The organism is Terracoccus sp. 273MFTsu3.1 (assembly GCF_000383675.1).
In the GTDB taxonomy this organism is placed as follows: Bacteria; Actinomycetota; Actinomycetes; order Actinomycetales; family Dermatophilaceae; genus Terrabacter.
Window position 1 is genome coordinate 614,270 of sequence record NZ_KB911820.1, and the last position, 18,708, is coordinate 632,977.

The window sequence follows — 18,708 nt, forward strand, 5'->3', positions numbered from 1 at the left end:
GGTTTCCCAGCGATCTCCCAGCCGCGGTGTCACGCTGAGGAGATCGGGGGAGATCGACGACAACGGCAGCGTGGCGCTGAGGGGGGCGCCGTCGGGTAGGTGCAGGGATCTGGGTGGTGGCCAGGATGAACGATCTTGGAGAGCTGGGCAGTCGGCCGCTGAGCCGACGGAGCTTCATCAGGGCGGCAGGTGTGGCGGGGGCCGGGTTCGTGCTCTACGCCTACGGACCGGCAGGTACGAGACAGGCGGTGGCCGTCGTCCCCGGCGGCACGATGGACCCGAGCGTGGTGCCGAAGTTCGTGACGCCGCTGCTCATACCACCGGTGATGCCGCGTGCGGGGACCATCAAGCGCAGGGGTGGCAAGCCGGTCGACTACTACGAGATCTCCGTCCGGCAGTTCTCGCAGCAGATCCTTCCTACCGGACTACCGGCCACGACCGTGTGGGGCTACGGCGCGGTGTCGTCGGGGAGCAGGAAGGGGCAGCTGCTGCACCACGCTCCGTCGCTGACCATCGAGTCGAGCTGGGACCGTCCCGTGCGGGTCAAGTGGGTCAACGGTCTTGTGGACGCCGCTGGGAACTACCTGCCGCACCTGCTGCCGGTCGACCCCACCCTGCACTGGGCCAACCCGCCGGGTGGGGTCGGAGGTCGCGACTCGCGGCCGGACTTCGAGGCGACTCCGGGTCCCTACACGGGTCCCGTGCCGATGGTGCCGCACCTCCACGGAGCGGTCGGGGTCGGGGACGAGAGCGACGGCTACCCAGAGGCCTGGTTCCTTCCGGCAGCCCAGGACCTCCCGATCGGCCATGCCACGAGGGGCAGCTGGTACGACTTCTTCGCCGCCAAGGCGTCGGCCCGCTTCGGCGCCTCCTGGGGACCCGGGTACGCCGTCTTCCAGTACCCGAACGACCAACGTGCGTCGACACTCTGGTACCACGACCACACGCTTGGCATGACCCGACTCAACGTCTATGCAGGGCCGGCAGGGTTCTTCCTCGTCCGTGGGGGCCCCCAGGGCGAGAAGGCCGTCATCGACGTCCGCTCCGGCGTGCCCGCCGTGCTTCCCGGTCCGGCTCCGGCGGAGGGGGACCGGTTCCCGTCGAGCAAGACGTACTACGAGATCCCCGTCGCGATCCAGGACCGGGCGTTCAACGAGGACGGCTCCCTCTTCTACCCCGACAGCCGCGAGTTCTTCGACGGGGCCACGGCGACGGACCCCGGCTTCGTCCCGGACACGGACCTCTCACCGATCTGGAATCCCGAGTTCTTCGGCAACATGATCATGGTCAACGGCAACACGTGGCCCTTCCAGGCCGTCGAGCAGCGCCGGTACCGGTTCCGCTTCCTGAACGGCTGCCAGTCCCGCTTCCTCATCCTCGACTTCGCCCACATCCCTGGCGTGGAGGTCTGGGCCATCGGCAACGAGGGCGGCTTCCTGACTGAGCCGGTGAACCTCACTGCCGACCACGACAACCGGCTCCTGATGGGCCTTGCCGAGCGAGCCGACCTCGTCGTCGACTTCACGCACGTGCCCGTCGGGAACCACGTCCTGGCCAACATCGGCCCCGACGAGCCCTTCGGCGGTGGGGAGCCGGACAACGACTTCGACGCCGCTGACCCCGGCACGACCGGCCAGGTCCTGCAGTTCCGGGTCGTGCCGGCAACCGGGCCCGACCCCACGACGCCACCCCGGTTCCTGCGCCTTCCGGCCCTCACGCCGCTGCCCGTCGAGACGCGCATCCGGTCGCTCGCACTGCTCGAGATGATGTCCGTCGCCTGGGACGGGCCCGCCGAGGCGATGCTGGGCACCGTGGACCGCGACGGGAGCCCGGAGCACCACATGTGGGCTGACCCGGTCACCGAGACTCCTCGCGTCGGAGACACCGAGATCTGGGAGTTCCACAACTTCACGGCCGACGCCCACCCCATGCACGTCCACGAGACGACGTTCGAGGTGGTCGATCGCCAGGCGCTGGTGACCAACGAGGACGGTGAGACCGAACCACCGTCCCGGCTGGCGGGCGATCCGCGCCCGCCCGAGGCGTGGGAGAGCGGCGTCAAGGACACCGTCATCGCCTACCCGGGCGAGGTGACGCGCATCCGGGCCAGGTTCAGCAACCCGGGCCAGTTCGTCTGGCACTGCCACATCGTCGAGCACGAGGACAACGAGATGATGCGGCCCTACCGGATCGGACCCGAGCAGCAGGGCCAGCCGGCCGGCTGACCGGGCTCAGGAGAACGGGTCGCCGTCGGTCATCGTCCCGGCGCTCGGCGCCGTGGGCCGCCACGCGAGGGACTCCTGCGTGCCGAGGCGTGCCCGCAGAGCCGGCTGGGCGGCATACCACCCGATGAGCTCGGAGAGCTCGTCCGCCCGGAGCCAGAGGTAGGCGACCGGGACCGCGACCCGGCCGGCGACGGGCTGGTCGGTGACGTCGTGGGGCACGTCGACCGGGAAGGTCCGGGCACCGGAGGCGGCCGTCGCTCCGGCCAGGCCGTGCGCGAGGTCGTCGGGCGCGCCCAGCACCGTCTCCCAGGGGACACTCGCCGATCGCACGCCCCAGCGCAGCTCGACGGCGGTCGGCGTCAGGTAGACCCCGCCCGCCGAGGCGCGCCCCAGGACGAAGGGCGCCAGCCGGGCGCAGGAGGCGAGCGTGAGGAGGCCGAAGACCACGGCTGCCACGGGCGCGGCCGCCGTGAGCACGACCATGAAGGCGCACCACCCCGTCACGAGGACCGCATTGGCCAGCGGCGTCGCGAACGACCCGCGCGAACGGAGGACGGCGGTCGACGCTGCGCCGGACGGGGCCGAGGCGAGGACGAGCCGTCCCGGGCGCCGCACGCTCCACGACCAGCGGGAGATCGCCTCGACGACCCACACGGCGGCGCCGCAGGTGGCCATCGCGAAGGTGCCGACGCCGAGCGCGCGCAGCCAGAGGGGTTCGTCGCGTGTCACGACGAGGAGCGCCACGCACACGCCCGCGAAGACGGCGAGGACCCCGAGCTCGGCGAGGAGCAGCAGAGCGTACGTGCCGGCGCGCTCCCGGTCGAGCATCCGCCGGATCAGGGCCGGACCGTTGCGGGCACCCCAGGCACCAGCGGAGGCGTAGGACCCGATCACGTCGCGATGCTAGCCGCGAGCGAGGACGTCAGAGCCTCGTCGCGTCCGGGTACCGTCGAACCGTCGAGCACCGCGACCGAGAGGACCGCAGAGATGGACACCGCCGCCAAGGCCCACGAGCTCCAGCGCCTGCACCGTGACCCCGAGCTGCTGCTCGTCGTCAACGTCTGGGACGTCATCACCGCCCGCGTCGTGGCCGACACCCCGGGCACGAAGGCGCTCGCCACCGCGAGCCACTCGATCGCGGCGTCGTACGGCTACCCCGACGGCGAGCAGATCCCGCGCGACCTCATGATCGAGGCCGTCGGGCGGATCGCCGCCGCCGTCGACCTGCCGGTGACGGCCGACCTCGAGGCCGGCTACGGCGACGCCGGCGAGACCGTGGCCCGGGCCATCGACGTCGGCATCGTCGGCGCGAACCTCGAGGACCAGATGAAGCCGCTGCCCGACGCCGTCCGCGCCGTCGAGGCGGCCGTCGCCGCGGGAGAGCGGGCCGGCATCCCGTTCGCCCTCAACGCCCGCACCGACGCGTACGTCAGGGCGGGCGATCGCGACCCCGCCGACGTGCTCGCCGACGCCGTCGAGCGGGGTCGTGCCTACCTCGACGCCGGTGCCTCGACGGTCTTCGTTCCGGGCAAGCTCGACGAGCCGACGGTGAGCCGGCTCGTCGAGGAGCTGGGGCCGCAGAAGCTCACCGTCATCGCCGTGCCCGGCTCTCTCGACCTCGCGACGCTCCAGCGTCTCGGGGTCGCCCGGGTGTCCTACGGGCCGTGGAGCCAGAACGTCGCGCTGACCGCTCTGGCCCGGCTCGCCGAGGACGTCTACGCCGGTGGCGCGCTGCCCGAGGGCACCCGCAAGCTCAACTGAGCACTTCGCGTCTCGCGAAGACAAGGAAGGGCGTCAGAGACGCTCGGCGTGCTCGCCCGGCGTGACGACGCCGCGGGTGTCGAGGAAGCGCTGTGACGCCCGTGCGAGTGCGTCGACGTCGTAGCCGCGGTGGCGCTGCAGCAGCACGACGACGTCGGCGTCCCCGACGGCCCCATCGAGGTCGGCCACCGACGTCGCGGCGTCGCCGAGGTCGGGACCCAGCTCGTCCCAGTGGTCGATGAGGGGGTCGTGGAACGACAGCCGTGCGCCCTGCTCGAGGAGGCGGCGGGCGACGGGGACGGCGGGCGACTCGCGCTGGTCGGCGATGTCGGCCTTGTACGTCACGCCGAGCAGCAGCACCCGCGCCCCGCGCAGCGCCTTGCCGTCCTCGTTGAGCGCGTCCTGCACGCGCCGTGCGACGTAGGCCGGCATCGAGGCGTTGATCTCCTGGGCGAGCTCGACGAAGCGGAAGGGATAGCCGAGCCTCGTGCGCACGTTGTGCGACAGGTAGTTCGGGTCGATCGGGATGCAGTGGCCGCCGACACCCGGACCCGGGTAGAACGCCTGGAAGCCGAAGGGCTTCGTCCGTGCGGCCGCGATGACCTCCCACAGGTCGATGTCGAGGTCGTGGCAGAAGCGCGCCATCTCGTTGACGAGCGCGATGTTGATGTGGCGGTACGTGTTCTCGAGCAGCTTGGCCGTCTCGGCCTCGCGGGTGCCCCGCGTCGGCACGACGGTGTCGACGAAGCGCGAGTAGAAGGCGCAGGCCGTCTGCGTGCACGCGGGCGTGTGGCCGCCGACGACCTTCGGGGTGTTGCCGATGCCGTATGCCGTGTTGCCCGGGTCGACGCGCTCCGGCGAGAAGGCGAGGGCGAAGTCCACGCCGGCGCGCAGACCGGACGTCTCGAGGATCGGGCGCACCACCTCGTCGGTCGTGCCGGGATAGGTCGTCGACTCGAGGACGACGAGGGTGTCGCGGGTCAGGTGTCGGGAGAGCTCGGTCATGGCCGCACGGACGGCGGCGAGGTCGGGGCCGCCCTCGTCGCCCAACGGCGTCGGCACGCAGACGACGACCGCGGAGGTTTCGGCGAGGCACGTCGGGTCGGTCGTCGCCTCGAAGCCGGCGCCCAGCATCTTCGTCACGTCCTCGTCGGTCAGGTCGTCGACGTGGGACCGACCCGCCGCGAGGGAGGTCACGACGGCGCCGCTGGAGTCGAGGCCGACGACGGACAGGCCCGCCCCGACCGCGGCCTGCGCGAGCGGGAGGCCGACGTAGCCGAGCCCCACGACGACGACGTCGTGGCGTCGCCGGTCAGACACGGACCAGTCGGGAGTCGCTGTCGGACGCAGCCTCCCGCGCCGACTCGATCGGGTCGAAGTCGGGGGCCCGGTGGCCGAGGCCGAGCAGCTCGGCGATGGCGGCGACCGACCGCTCGGCGGCCCGACCGTCCCCGTAGGGGTTCACGGCGTTGGCCATCGCGGCGTAGGCATCGACGTCGTCGAGCAGCTCCTCGACCGCGGCGCGGATCGTCGCGCCGTCGGTGCCGACGAGGCGGACCGTCCCGGCCTCGACGGCCTCCGGCCGTTCCGTCGTGTCGCGCATGACGAGCACCGGCTTGCCGAGGCTCGGGGCCTCCTCCTGCACGCCGCCCGAGTCGGTGAGCACGACGGTCGCGCCGGCGAGGGCGTGCGCGAACTGGTGGTAGTCGAGCGGCTCGGTGAGAAGCACGTTGCCGAGCGACCCGAGGAGCGGCTCGATGACGTCACGGACGATCGGGTTGCGGTGCATCGGCAGGAGCACCTGCAGGTCGGGTCGGTCGAGCGCGAGGTGCCGGATCGCGGTCATCGTCTCGACCATCCGGGGCCCCCACGACTCACGGCGGTGGGAGGTGACGAGGAGCAGGTCGCGCCCACCCGCCGCGTCCTCGACGGCCTCGGCCACGCGAGGGTCCTCGAACTCGACGGGCTGGGCGGTCGTCCACTGGAGCGCGTCGATGACGGTGTTGCCGGTGACGGGCACGCGGCCCGCGTCGATCGACTCGCGGACGAGGTTCACCTTCGATGTCGCCGTCGGGGCGAGGTGCAGGTCGGCGAGCGGCGCGGTGAGGCGTCGGTTGGCCTCCTCGGGGAAGGGCGATCGCACGTCACCCGTGCGCAGTCCTGCCTCGAGGTGCACCACGGGGATGTGCTCGTAGAAGGCGGCGAGCCCCGTCGCGAGCACCGTCGTCGTGTCGCCCTGGACGACGACGACGTCGGGCCGCGTCTCCCGCAGGAGCGCGGACGTGGCGAGGACCGTGCGGGCCGTGATCTCGGCGAGCGTCGCTCCGGGGGCCATGAGGTCGAGGTCGTGGGCCGGGCGGATCCCGAAGAGCGCGTTGACCTGGTCGAGCATCTCGCGGTGCTGGCCGGTCACGGCCACGACCGGCTCGATGCGGTCGTCGGCCTCGAGGGCCGCGACGAGCGGCGCCATCTTGATCGCCTCCGGGCGGGTCCCGTAGACGGTCATGACGCGGTGACGGGCGGTGGACTGTGCAGTGGTCATGGTCCGGATCCCCTTCAGCGCCAGAGGCCGCGGGTGTCGACGAGCTCGCGACCGCGGAGGTCGCCGAGGCTGATGGACCGGAAGGCGGCGTGGTCGACGAGGAGGACGACGACGTCCGCCTCGTCGATGGCGTCCGCGGTCGCAGCGAGCTCGACGTTCGGCCGGGCGGCCAGGGTCGGGGGCAACGCGTCGACATGAGGCTCGACGGCGAGGACCCGGGCCCCGGCGAGCTCGGCGGCGAGCGTCTCGGTGATGAGCAGGGCCGGCGACTCGCGCAGGTCGTCGATGTCCGCCTTGAACGCGAGGCCGAGGCAGGCGACGGTCGCGCCCTGTCCGTCCCCGCGGCCCGCGGCCACGAGGGCGTCGGACACCTTCCGGATGACGGTGCCCGGGCGGGCGTCGTTGGTCTCGCGGGCGGCGCGGATGATCCTCGCCTGCTCGGGCGCGGCCGAGACGATGAACCAGGGGTCGACGGCGATGCAGTGGCCGCCGACGCCGGGTCCGGGCTGGAGGATGTTGACCCGCGGGTGGTGGTTGGCCATCGAGATGACCTCCCAGACGTCGAGGCCGATGTGCTCGCAGATCTCGGCCAGCTCGTTGGCGAAGGCGATGTTGACGTCACGGAACGCGTTCTCGGTCAGCTTGGACATCTCGGCCGACTTCGCGTCGGTGAGGATGATCTCGCCGGTGACGAAGAGCCGGTAGACCTCGGCGGCGCGCAGCGCGCACTCGGGTGAGAGCCCGCCGACGATGCGGTCGTTGGAGAAGATCTCGACCATGATCCGGCCGGGCAGCACGCGCTCCGGGCAGTGTGCGAGGTGGACGTCCGACATGCCGCCCATGTGGGGCAGCTTGAGGTCGGGGCGCAGGTCCGAGATCCACTCGGAGATCAGCTCGGTCGTGCCGGGTGGCGACGTCGACTCGAGGATGACGACCTCCCCGCCACGGAGCATCGGCGCGATGGCCTCGGTCGCCGCGCGCACGTGCCGCAGGTCGGGCTCGTGGTCACCCGTGAACGGGGTCGGCACGGCGATGAGGTAGACGGACGCGTGGGGCATCGTCGTCGTCGCCGTGAGCAGGCCGTCGGCGACGGCCGAGGCGATCGCCACGTCGAGGTTCGGCTCGACGATCGGGACGCGTCCGGCGTTGATCTCCGAGACGGTGCGCTCGTTGACGTCGACGCCCGTGACCCGTAGGCCGTGGCGGGTGAGGGCGGCGCAGGTGGGCAGGCCGATGTAGCCGAGGCCGATGACGGCGATTCCGTCCTCGAACATGTGGTTCTCCCTGTGCTGTCAGTGCTGCTGGTGAGTGGCGGGGTGGGCGTAGGTGCTGGGTCGCGCGGCGACGTCACGGGGCTCGTCCACTCCGCGGTGCCGCTGGGCGAGGTCGGTGACGTGGCGCACGAAGTCGCGGCCGATGACGTTCCAGTCGTGGTGCTCGCGGGCGTATGCGTGTCCGGCGCGTCCGAGGGCGGCGCGCCGCTCCGGGTCGCGGGCCAGCTCGATGAGGGCGGCGGCCGTGGCCTCGGCGTCGTCGAAGGGCACGACGATGCCGCAGCCCGACCGCTCGACGAGGTCCGCCGCGAGCGGCAGCGGCGTCGTGATGACAGGAAGGCCGTGGGCCATGTACTCGATGACCTTCGTCGGCATCGAGTGGCGGTAGTTCGGGCGGTCCTCGAGCAGCGACAGGCCGGCGAGTGCGCCGTCGAGCATCGGCAGGGCCCGCGCGCTCGGCACGAAGCCGTGGTGCACGACGTGGCCGCACTTGACGCCCCAGTCGAGGGTGTCGGTGGTGCGGGCATCACGGGCGCCGCCGATGATCTCGACCTTGACCTCGCCCCGGGTCGCGACCGTGAGCAGGCGTCCGGTCTGCAGGAGGGTCGCCGCCCCGCGGGCCATCGTCAGCGAGCCGAGGTAGACCGCTCGCGACGACCCCGGCGGGGGCGCCGTGGCGGGGACGCGCACCGTGTTGGGCACGACGACGTGGTCGCGCTCGAAGCGGTCGGAGTAGGCGTACTCGGCGAGGATCAGCTCGTGGTGCCGTTCGGCGTGCCGCTCGATGGCGCGAGCCGCGCGGGCCAGGGGAGCGCGGGCCCGCGCCGGCACCCAGGGCTTGGCCTCGATGGCGGCAGCGGTGTCCTCGTGGACGTCCCACACGAGGTTGTCCAGACGCAGACCCGCTGCGGCGGCGACGATCTCGGGGTCGTGGACGAGCACGACGTCGTGGTCGCGGGCCTCGTGGGCGAGCAGGCGCCGGGCCGCGCGGAACGCCTCGCCGCGCGAGCGCCCGGTGGCGTGCGGGAGGTCGACCGGGCGCAGGCCGGCCACGTCGGGGAGGTCGACCCCGTGCGCGACGAAGGGGGCGGCATACGTGACCTGCACCCCGGCGTCGAGGAGCGCGCCGATCTCGCGGTGCCGGATGCGGGCGTCCTCCGGGTGGTGCACGACGGTGACGACGAGGGCGCTCAGCGGGCGTGCGGGGGCACGGGGGCTCACGCGGTGGCCTTCCGGTGGGACTGCTCGTAGGCGCGGACGACCTCGTCGGTGGGGCCGTCCATGACGAGTCGGCCCTGCTCCATCCACAGCACGCGGTCGCACGACTCGCGGATCGCCGCGTTGCTGTGGCTGACGAGGAAGACGGTGCTCGCGTCGCGGCGGATCTCGGCGATGCGGTCGCGGCTGCGGGCCTGGAACTCGGCGTCGCCGGTCGCGAGCGCCTCGTCGATCATGAGGATGTCGGGGGCGGCAGCCGTCGAGATCGCGAAGCGCAGCCGCGCCCCCATGCCCGACGAGTAGGCGCTCATCGGCAGGTTGACGAAGTCCCCGATGCCGCTGAAGTCGACGATGTCGTCGTAGCGCTCACGGACCTGGCGCGGCGTCAGGCCGAGCGCGAGACCGCCGATCATGACGTTCTTCGCACCGGTCAGGCCCGTGAGCAGCACGGCGTTGACGCCGAGGAGCGACGGGCGCCCGGAGGCCCAGACGCGCCCGTTCGTCGGGGGCATGAGCCCCGCGACGGCGCGCAGCAGCGTGCTCTTGCCTGACCCGTTGCGACCGATGATGCCGACGGCCTCGCCGTGGTTGACGACGAACGAGACGTCCTTGACGGCGTGCACCTTGCGCACCGAGCTGACCGGGTTGCGCTTCGTCAGCAGGCGCTCGACGAGCGGCAGCTCGCCGCCCGTGTCGGTGCCCTTCTGCTTGGCCCCGAAGACCGTGTAGACGATGTCGAGCCCCGAGCACACGACGCTCGGCGACGTCGTGTCGGCCACGTCAGCTGCTTCCATAGCGACCCTCCCCGCGCCAGAAGAAGACGATTCCCGTCACGCTGAGCGCGACGCCCCAGGCCGCGGCGGCGACCCAGCTGCCCCACGTCAGCGGGTACTGGTCCATCAGCGCCTCGCGGGCGGTCGTCATGCTGACGGCGAGCGGCTGGTAGAGCAGGACCGCGCTGAGCAGGCCGTGCCCCGCGTAGTGCGGGATCGAGAAGAAGACGCCGGAGACGTACCGGGCGAGGCGCACGCCGACCGGCACGAGGTTGGCCGAGTCCCGGGCCGCGTTGACGACGCGGGCGAGGAAGAAGGCGAGGCCGAGGTTGATGAGGCTCTGGAAGACGAGCGCGACGGGGAACAGCAGCCAATGCGGCGAGAACGGCTCTCCCGTGAGCGGGATCATGACCATGAGCACGGCGAAGGCCGGGACGTTGACGAGGAACTGGGTCAGCGTCACGGAGATGGGCAGCACGGCCCGGGGGAAGCGCAATGCGCGCACGAGCCCGATCTGCCCGACGACCGCCCGCGAGCCGGCGATGATCGCGCTCGCGGAGTAGCCGAAGACGAAGATGCCGATGGTGAGGAACGCGATGTAGTTCGACGTGCCGCCGCGGGTCTTGAGCAGCAGGCCGAAGATCAGGTAGTAGGACCCGACGAGGAGCAGCGGGTTGAGGACCGCCCACAGCTGGCCGAGGTAGTTGTTCTGGTTCGTCGCCCAGGCCTGCGCCGACGACAGGTGCCAGACGAGGTGGCGATAGCTCCACACCTCACGGGCGTAGCCGAGCAGGCCCGGTCGCACGCCCAGCTCCTCGAGACCGGCCCCGCGCGCCAGAGCCGCGGCCTCCTCGGGGGTGAGCCGTGCCGGCTCGGTCCGTGCCGCCGGCGCCTCGACGTCCTCCACCACGTTGCTGTGCCCGATCGTCATGCCGCCACCGCCTGCACCTGCTCGTAGACCTGTCCGTATGCCGCCGCGGCCACCGACCACGTCCGCTCGCTCGCGACGTGGTCGCGTCCGTTCGCCCCGAGCCGGTGACGACGGCCCGGGTCGGCGACGAGCTCGCCCAGCGCCTGCGCGAGCAGCTCAGGGTCGGCGCCGCTGACGACGACCCCGCGATCCGGTCCGACGAGCTCGCGCAGCGGCGGGAGGTCCGTGACGACGACAGGACGTCCGAGCGCCATCGCCTCGAAGGGCTTGAGGGGCGGCACGAGGGCGGTGACCGGCGTCGCCCGGCGGGGCACGCAGAAGACGTCGATGGCCGCGTGGTGCTCGTGGGTGCGGCCGTGCGGCACCCGTCCGGTGAGGACGAAGCGCGTCCTCGTGCCCGACCGGCGCAGCTCGGCGGCGCGGCGTGTCAGGCGCTCGCGGGCGGGACCGTCCCCGACGACGAGGACGACGAGCCGGGCGTCGTCGAGCAGGCCACCCGCGTCGAGGAGCACGTCGAGGCCCTCGTAGGCGTTGAGGGTCGACACCGTGCCGACGACGACGTCGGTGGGGCGGATGTCGAGGGCCTGGCGCACGGGCCCGCCGTCGACGACGTCGGTGAGCAGGGCGTCGGGGACGCAGTTGCCGACGACGTGGACCCGTGACGGGTCGACGCCGCGCGCGACGACGTCGTCACGCATGCTCTGCGAGAGGGTGACGACGGCGTCGGCGAGCGAGAGGCAGCGCGTCTCGGTCCGGCGGGTCCAGCGGTAGAAGTCGCTGTCGGCGTCTCCGCCGCGTGTGCGCCACGTGTCCTCGAGGAACCCACGGGCCTCGTAGACCACGGGCACCCCGAGGCGCCGACCGGCGAGCAGGGCGGCCTGTGCGTTGACGTGCTTCGAGTGGGCGTGGAGGACGTCGGCACCCACGGAGCGGGCGAGCGCGGCGACCGTGACGGCATACGCCTGCAGGTGGCGGTCCGGGAGGTCGAGCCGGCGTCCGGCCGCGAGGTCGCGGTGGTAGGGCACGCCTGCGAGCGTCGTGAACGGCGCGGCGCCGAGGTGTCCCTGAGCCACGGGGAAGCCCGGCGGGGTGCACACGTGGGCGTCGATCCCGGCGGTGCGCTGCGCGGAGACGAGGCCCTGCGTGCGCACCGTATAGCCGGCCTGCACCTCGGGAAGCGAGTTCGTGACGACGTGGACGACGGAGGTGCGGCCGGCCGTGGCCAGAGCCCGGCGGGGACCGTCGGTCGCGGCGGGCAGTCCGTCGATGGCCGCGCCCGTCAGGACGGAGCGCTCGCCGACGAGCCAGCGGCGATGCGCTCGGGCGGCCGGGTTGCGCAGGCCCTCGAGGGCGCGCTGCGCACCGCCGACGTCGCCCGCGGCGTGCGCGAGGTAGGCGGCGGCAGACCCGGTGGTCGCCTTCCTGAAATCGCTTGCGGGGCCGTCGATCCCGGCCAGCTGGCCCGTCGCGGCCGCAGCCGCGAGGAGGTGCTGTGCCCGGCGGGGACCCGCGCCACGAAGCTCATCCGTGAGGCGGCGCCGGGCGAGCTCGCGCTGTCCGGAGGCCGCCGCGGCGATGACGGACAGCGGCCCGCGGCTGCGCCGGCTCAGCTCGCGCTGGGCGCCTGCCGGGAGCACCCGGGCGCCGACCCACACCGCCTGCCACGGGTTGCGGGCGAGGTGGGAGCGGGCCACGCACGCGGCGACGGGAAGGTTGGCGACGAGCAGTGCCGTCGTGGTCGGGACGTCACCAACTGTTCGACTCCCCGTTGCATCGCGTGGACCGGGGGCGCCGAGCGCGGATGCCACACTGGCGCCGAGTCTGGAGGTCACGCACCGAACGTTGCAGTCCCACCCCCAACGGCGGACCGGCCCAGGCGGAACGTCAGTCGAACAGAGAGAGAAGTTTGTGGTGAACACGCGGCAGCGAGTGCTGTCCGACCTCGACCGGGCTCGGAGTGCAGCAGTGCGGGCGGCCCGGGATCCCCAAGCGCGACAGGCCCTTCCGCGCAAGGTGCGCACGGAGATCGAGCGGCGACTACCCCGGGTGAGGTCGGCGCGGTTGCGCGTCGACCTGCCGCGGCCCGAGCTCCCTCGTGGTCCGGTGGCACGTCCTGAGGTCGTCGCAGCGGTCGTCCTCGACGACTTCTCCCAGCTCGCCCTGGGCTACGAGTGGACCCAGGTCTGCGTCACGCCGCAGGACTGGCGCGCCCAGCTCGCGGCACGGTCGGTCGACCTCCTGTTCGTCGAGTCGGCGTGGGCGGGCAACGGTGGCACGTGGCGCCTCGCCATGACGACCGAGGCCGGCCCGTCCGCCGAGCTGCGCGCGCTCGTCGAGCACTGCCGGGCGACAGGGATCCCGACGGTCTTCTGGAACAAGGAGGATCCGCCCAACTACGACCTCTTCGTCGAGACGGCCCGCCCCTTCGACCACGTCTTCACCGTCGACGCGGGGCGCATCCCGGACTACGAACGCGACCTCGGCCACACCCGGATCGGCCTGCTGCCCTTCGGTGCCCAGCCCCGCATCCACACGCCGGTGCGGCACGGCGCCGGCCGCACCCGCGAGGTCGCCTTCGCCGGGAGCTACTTCGCCGACAAGCACGACGAGCGCCGCGAGCAGATGGCCTACGTCCTCGAGCCCGCCCTGCCGCTCGGGCTCGAGGTCTTCTCCCGCCTCGCCGGGCGGGACCCGCGCTACCAGTTCCCGAGGGCGTATGCCGGAGCCCTCGTCGGGAGCCTGCCGTACCGTCGCATGCTCGGCGCCTACACGGCCTACAAGGTCTTCCTCAACGTCAACTCCGTCACCGAGTCGCCGACGATGTGCGCCCGCCGGCTCTTCGAGCTGTCCGCCGCGCAGACGCCGGTGCTCTCCGGGCCGGCCGCCTCGGTCGAGCCGTTCTTCGGTGACACGGTCCGCGTCTCCCGCAGCGCCGAGGAGACGACGCGCGAGCTGCGGGCGCTCCTCCAGCACGAGGACTACCGCGACCGGCTCGGACTGCGTGCCCACCGCCGGGTGCTCGACGCCCACACCTACGGGCACCGCGTCGACACCGTGCTGGCCGCCGTCGGCCTCGAGACGCCGGCCCGCGACCGCGGCATCTCGGCGGTCGTCCCGACGATGCGTTCCGGCCAGGTCGACCACGTGCTGGGTTTCGTCGCGGCCCAGGCCCATGCGGAGACCGAGCTCGTCCTCGTGACGCACGGTTTCGAGCTGGGTGGCGACGACGTGCGTCGTCGGGTCGAGGCCGCCGGGCTCGACCCGAGCCGTGTGGTCGTCGTCGCGCGGCCCTCCACCGACACCCTCGGGGCGTGCATGAACGCCGGCGTCGAGGCCGCGTCCGGGCGCTACGTCGCCAAGATGGACGACGACAACGTCTACGCCGAGCACTACCTCCGCGACCTCGTCCGCGCCTTCGACTACACCGACGCCGCCGTCGTCGGGAAGTGGGCGCACTACGCGCACCTCACCGCCACGGGGGCGACGCTGCTGCGCTTCCCCGACGCGGAGCACCGCTACGTCGACCTCGTCCAGGGCGGCACCCTGCTCCTCGAGCGCGACGTCGCCGCGCGGCTGCGGTTCGAGGACCTGCCGCGCCGGGTCGACACGACGTTCCTCGACAAGGTGCGCGCCGAGGGCGGCCGCGTCTACTCGACGGACCGCTTCAACTTCGTGTCGGTGCGCGCGTCGACACCGGACGGCCACACGTGGCCGATCTCGGACGTCGAGCTGCTCTCTCGCCGTGGGGTCCTCGCGTTCCACGGCGACCCCACCGTCCACGTCACCGTCTGAGGGACCCACCATGAACGCACCCGCCCGTCGCCTCGTCGCGTCGTACTGCTTCCCGCCCTACAGCGACACCGCGGCGGTCGTCGCGGCCAAGCGCGTCCACGACCGCGGCGAGCCCGTCGACGTCATCTGCAACGCCATGGACTCGATCCGTCACCGGGACCCGGACCTCGTCCAGCTGTGCGGCGGTCTCGTCCGCCGTTTCGCGGCCGTGCCCTCGCGCACGGCCTTCAGCTCGTGGGGCTCGATCGTCGACTACCAGGAGCTCGGTCTCGAGACCTTCCTCCGCTGGGAGTCGCTGCAGGGCGAGTACGAGTCCGTCTACAGCAGAGCGCAGTTCGCCGCGTCGCACTTCCTCGCGGTCGCGCTCAAGTCCGCGCGCCCGGGGCTCCGGTGGGACGCCGAGTTCTCGGACCCGCTGTCGCACGACGTCCTCGGGCAGGTGCGGGCGGCGCCGGCCCACGACGACCGCACCCTCGCGAGACTGCGGTCGGCCGTCGAGGCGGCCGGCTTCCGCCCGCCGGCCGGTCTCAACGCGTTCGAGTGGTGCGAGGTCGCAGCCTTCGCCCTCGCCGACTCGGTGATGTTCACGAACTCGCGCCAACGCGACTTCATGCTCGAGGGCTGCCACGACCGCGAGCTCGCGGCCCGGGTGGAGCAGGTCGCCGTCGTGTCACCGCACCCGACCCCACCAGCCGAGCTCTACGACGCGAAACCGTCCACGCACCAGCTGGACCCGGGCCGGAGGCATATCGGCTACTTCGGCAACTTCTACGCCAACCGCGGCGTCTCGGGGGTGCTCGACGCCCTGACGCTGCTCCCTCGCGAGGCGCGTGACCGCGTCGTGCTCCACGTCTTCACCTCGAAGCCCGAGGAGCTGCACGACGTCGTCGTCGGTCGCGGACTCGCCGACTGCGTCCGCGTCGGGCCCTTCGTCGGCTACCTCGAGTTCCTCGCCCTGTCGCGCCGGATGGACTGCCTCCTCGTCAACGACGCCGTGAGCCCGCCGGGGGCGCCGAACCCCTTCCTGCCGTCGAAGTGGAGCGACTACCGAGGCAGCGGCACCCAGGTGTGGGGTGTCGTCGAGGAGGGCAGCGCGTTGGACGAGCAGCCGCTGGACCACCGATCGCCCATCGAGCACGTCAGTGCGGCGGTGCAGGTGCTCCGTCGGATCAGCGCTCTCCCAGCACGATCCGGCGCAGCCGCTCTGCCGAGTCCGTCCCGCTGAAGCGGTCGCGCACCGTGTCGACGGTGCGCCCGCTCGCGTCGTCCCAGGTGCCGGAGCCGCTGACCCGCAGGATGCGCTCGGCGGCCTCGGCCGGAGTGGTCGAGACCCAGTCGGCGGGGAAGAGGCCCGTCGCACCGCCGATGCCGGCATACACCGGCCAGTCGCGCACGACGGGGACGGCGCCGCTCGCGGCCATCTCGACGAGGCCGATGTGGAAGCCCTCGCGGCGGCTCGAGCTGACGGCCCACCCGACCTCGCGAAGGTGCTCGGGCAGCCGCGTCGTGTAGCCGACGAAGTCGACGCCGTCGGCGACGAGCGGGTCGGAGAGCCTGGCGTGGAAGGCGCGCGCAGCCTCGCGCTCGACGGGGTTGGGGTCGTCGACGGCGAAGTCCTTGCCGATGAGCCGCAGCCGCCAGCGCGGATCCTGCCGCCGCAGCGCGGCGAGCACGTCGAGGGTCCACAGCGGGTCCTTGACCTGCTGCGCCCAGCCGACCATGCCGAGCGTCGTGCGGGCGGCCTCGGTCTTGGGCAGGACGTAACGCTCGACGTCGACGGGGTTGGCGACGACGTGCTGGCGTATGCCGTCCAGACGTCCTCCCAGCGCCGCCGCGGCCGCACGCCGCAGGTGGTCGCTCGGGAAGATCACGTCGTCGACCTTGTCCCACTCGGCCGTGTGCAGCCAGGCGCTCAGGGTGTCGACACCGTGGAGGCGCACGACGACGCGCGTCCCCTCCGGCACGACCTGCGTGAGCCACGTCAGCCCCTTGTCGGCCCAGTCGACGAAGACGACGTCGGCCGAGAGCGCCTCCGCGGTGGCGAGGTCGAGCGCCGGAGGGTGGCCTGTCGCGGCGAGCAGCCGCTCGCGCACCGTCACCGGGTCGACGCCGGTGTTGGCGAAGCGCTTCTGCCGGGCCGAGAGGTCGAGCACCTCGACGTCGGCCCGGTCGCCGAGGCCGGCGACGACGGCCCCCGCGAACTTCGGGTAGGCGCCGGGCAGCACGGTGACGCGTGGGCGGTCCACGTCGGTCGGGTGCTGTCGCGACAGCCGCTGCGTCGGGCTGGTCGTGCGCCGGCCGAGCAGACGGCCGACCTCGGTCTCGCGGAGGGGAGCGAGGAAGGTGTCGGGCTCGGACACGATGGCCGAGCGCGTCTCGGCGGTGTGGAGCCGGCGTGTGAAGAGCAGGTCGAGAGCGACGGTCGTGAGGAAGGCGGCGCGGTCGAGGTCGCCGTCGGCGAGCGCGTCGTCGGTGTGACGCAGCGTCACACGGGCGGCGTCGACGACGTCGACGGTCGACGGGTCGACTCCGGTGAGGACGGCGTGCAGCGCCCCGAGAGCCGGGTGGGGGAGCGAGCCGAAGAGGGCCTCCCGGTCATCGAGGAGGGCCGTGGCGGCCTCGAGACGTCCGGCCCGCAGCAGCCGGTAGATCACCATCGTCCACAGCTCGGGGTCGAGCTCGACCCGGGTGCGGACGGCCTCGCCGCGCAGGAGGCGCGATGCCGCGCGGGCAGCGTGCGCGTCGGCGAGAGACCCCCGCAGCTGGCTGGCCGCCGTGCTCAGCACGAGCCCGGCGAGCTCGTGCGCGCCGACGGCGGGGCTGTCGTCTCCCCACGCGCGCAGCAGGGTCGAGCCGGCGCGGTCGAGGACGACCCGCGTCCCCGGCTCGGCGAGCAGCGCGCCGGCGCGGGTGTCGACCCGGCCGAAGGCGGGTGCCGCGAGCCGTGCGGGCACGAGCTCGGGGATCGCACGCCGACCGAGGCGCAGGCCCTCCTGCGAGGCCCGGAGCGCAATCCGGCGGCGGCGTGGCGCGCCGGCGGTGACCCTGGCCTCGATCCAGCCGAGGGAGGCGGGCAGCACCTCGACGCGGTGCGTCTCGGGGAGCTTGCGCAGGCCGTGCTGGAGCCGCCCGCGGTAGTGCAGGACGCGGATGCCGTGGCCGCTCCGGGCGAGGAAGCCGAGCATCCGCGCGTGCTCGTTGACGGACCCGGCGCTGCCCGCGACGACGACGAGCGAGCGGGCGCCGGACGGGGGCGTGTGGAAGAGGCCGAAGCCGTCGGCGGTCCCGTCGACGTGAGTCGGCCCGAGCGAGGTGATGCCGGGGATGCCGGCCCCACGGAGCGCGGCCTCGACGTGGGCTGGTCCGCCGGGATGGAGCTCGCCGACCTGCCGGAGGTCGGCGAGCTCGGCGGTCGTGAGGGCGTTGGTGACCGCGGTGCGGTCGGCCGGGTCGGCCTGGGTGCCGGTCGTCAGGGCGGTGAGGACGGACAGGTGGGCCCGGACGGCGGTGTCGGGGTCGATGGCGAGAGCGGCAGCGGGCGGATCCGCCTGTGCGGCGGGGGGACCGGGCGTCAGGTCGAGCTCGGTGAACTGGCGGTCGAACCGGCTGAGCAGCTGTCCGTGGAGCACCGTGTCCTCACTGCCGCACAGGTCCTCGACGAACGGGGTGTCGACGAGCCACCGGGTCGGGTAGAGCCTCCCGCCCCGCCCGCGCAACGCCGCGGGCGCGAGGTGCGGCGCGACGTGCCGCGAGGCGTCGTCGCCCGCCGACGTCGTGCTGACGACGATGCGTTCGGGGTGGCGGACGGCATACAACCTCTCGAGGTGCGTCGGCGCGACGACGTCCGTCCCGTCGACGAAGGTCGTCCACGGTGCCCGCGCGAGCCCGACGCCGCCGTTGCGGGCGGCGCCGGGTGAGTGGGCCACGGCGTCGACGAGCTCCACCTCGTGACCTGCCAGTGGTCCCCGGGCCACCCGCTCGACGGCGTCCCGGGCGCTCGACCCCGGCCCGTGCAGCACGACGACGACCTCGAACGCCTCGGCCGGGAGGGTCTGGGCCGCCAGCGCACCGAGGCACGCGGCCACCCGGTCGCAGGAGGCGTGGGCGGACACGACGACGGAGAGGTCACGCACCCGGCGAAGGTAGTCGCGCGATGTGAATAGGCTGGACGGGCGCGCGACCGCGCAGGTGA

The 18,708-nt window shown here is 72.9% G+C and carries 13 protein-coding genes; 4 read left to right on the forward strand and 9 right to left on the reverse strand.

Annotated features, from left to right (window positions below):
* Window positions 1-125 precede the first annotated feature (125 nt).
* Entirely contained in the window at window positions 126-2,225 is a 2,100-nt protein-coding gene (locus tag H283_RS0102835) for a multicopper oxidase family protein (protein WP_081633754.1), read from the forward strand.
* 6 nt (window positions 2,226-2,231) lie between these two features.
* Here the strand turns inward: H283_RS0102835 and H283_RS0102840 are convergent, their stop codons facing one another.
* The gene (locus H283_RS0102840) at window positions 2,232-3,119 is read right to left on the reverse strand and encodes a hypothetical protein (RefSeq protein WP_020142003.1); all 888 of its coding nucleotides are present in this window, start codon (window positions 3,117-3,119) and stop codon (window positions 2,232-2,234) included.
* 93 nt (window positions 3,120-3,212) lie between these two features.
* Here H283_RS0102840 and H283_RS0102845 point away from each other — a divergent pair, with 93 nt between their 5' ends.
* Window positions 3,213-3,986 (forward strand): isocitrate lyase/phosphoenolpyruvate mutase family protein, encoded by a 774-nt coding sequence (locus H283_RS0102845; protein WP_020142004.1) that lies wholly within the window; start codon window positions 3,213-3,215, stop codon window positions 3,984-3,986.
* 33 nt (window positions 3,987-4,019) lie between these two features.
* On the opposite strand, the gene H283_RS0102850 is transcribed toward H283_RS0102845, so the two are convergent.
* The 7 genes from H283_RS0102850 to H283_RS27510 are packed head-to-tail and all read right to left on the reverse strand — an operon-like array spanning window position 4,020 to window position 12,418.
* Window positions 4,020-5,306: a nucleotide sugar dehydrogenase gene (locus H283_RS0102850; RefSeq protein WP_020142005.1), complete on the reverse strand. Its 1,287-nt coding sequence runs from the start codon at window positions 5,304-5,306 to the stop codon at window positions 4,020-4,022.
* Window positions 5,299-6,528, reverse strand: a complete 1,230-nt coding sequence (gene wecB / locus H283_RS0102855) for a non-hydrolyzing UDP-N-acetylglucosamine 2-epimerase (protein ID WP_051103518.1) — start codon at window positions 6,526-6,528, stop codon at window positions 5,299-5,301. The genes H283_RS0102850 and wecB overlap by 8 nt, the downstream gene beginning before the upstream one ends.
* A gap of 14 nt (window positions 6,529-6,542) precedes the next feature.
* On the reverse strand, window positions 6,543-7,802 hold the full coding sequence (gene wecC / locus H283_RS0102860; RefSeq protein ID WP_020142007.1) for a UDP-N-acetyl-D-mannosamine dehydrogenase: 1,260 nt from the start codon (window positions 7,800-7,802) through the stop codon (window positions 6,543-6,545).
* Between the two features lie 18 nt (window positions 7,803-7,820).
* Window positions 7,821-9,023: a glycosyltransferase gene (locus H283_RS0102865; protein ID WP_020142008.1), complete on the reverse strand. Its 1,203-nt coding sequence runs from the start codon at window positions 9,021-9,023 to the stop codon at window positions 7,821-7,823.
* Window positions 9,020-9,799 carry an ABC transporter ATP-binding protein gene (locus H283_RS0102870; protein WP_020142009.1) on the reverse strand — a complete coding sequence of 260 codons (780 nt, stop codon included), beginning with the start codon at window positions 9,797-9,799 and terminating at the stop codon, window positions 9,020-9,022. The genes H283_RS0102865 and H283_RS0102870 overlap by 4 nt, the downstream gene beginning before the upstream one ends.
* Before the next feature lies 1 nt (window position 9,800).
* Complete coding sequence (locus tag H283_RS0102875) at window positions 9,801-10,724, reverse strand: ABC transporter permease (protein WP_020142010.1); 924 nt, start codon at window positions 10,722-10,724, stop codon at window positions 9,801-9,803.
* Window positions 10,721-12,418, reverse strand: a complete 1,698-nt coding sequence (locus H283_RS27510; RefSeq protein WP_020142011.1) for a glycosyltransferase family 4 protein — start codon at window positions 12,416-12,418, stop codon at window positions 10,721-10,723. The genes H283_RS0102875 and H283_RS27510 overlap by 4 nt, the downstream gene beginning before the upstream one ends.
* A gap of 409 nt (window positions 12,419-12,827) precedes the next feature.
* On the opposite strand from H283_RS27510, the gene H283_RS0102885 reads away from it, so the two are divergent.
* A complete protein-coding gene (locus H283_RS0102885) occupies window positions 12,828-14,516 on the forward strand; it encodes a glycosyltransferase (protein ID WP_231372213.1) in 1,689 nt (562 codons plus the stop codon).
* A gap of 10 nt (window positions 14,517-14,526) precedes the next feature.
* Window positions 14,527-15,741, forward strand: coding sequence for a hypothetical protein (locus tag H283_RS0102890; RefSeq protein ID WP_020142013.1), 1,215 nt, complete (start codon window positions 14,527-14,529; stop codon window positions 15,739-15,741).
* On the opposite strand, the gene H283_RS26440 is transcribed toward H283_RS0102890, so the two are convergent.
* Window positions 15,686-18,649 carry a glycosyltransferase gene (locus tag H283_RS26440; protein WP_020142014.1) on the reverse strand — a complete coding sequence of 988 codons (2,964 nt, stop codon included), beginning with the start codon at window positions 18,647-18,649 and terminating at the stop codon, window positions 15,686-15,688. The two genes, H283_RS0102890 and H283_RS26440, sit on opposite strands and share 56 nt — an antisense overlap.
* Window positions 18,650-18,708 lie beyond the last annotated feature (59 nt).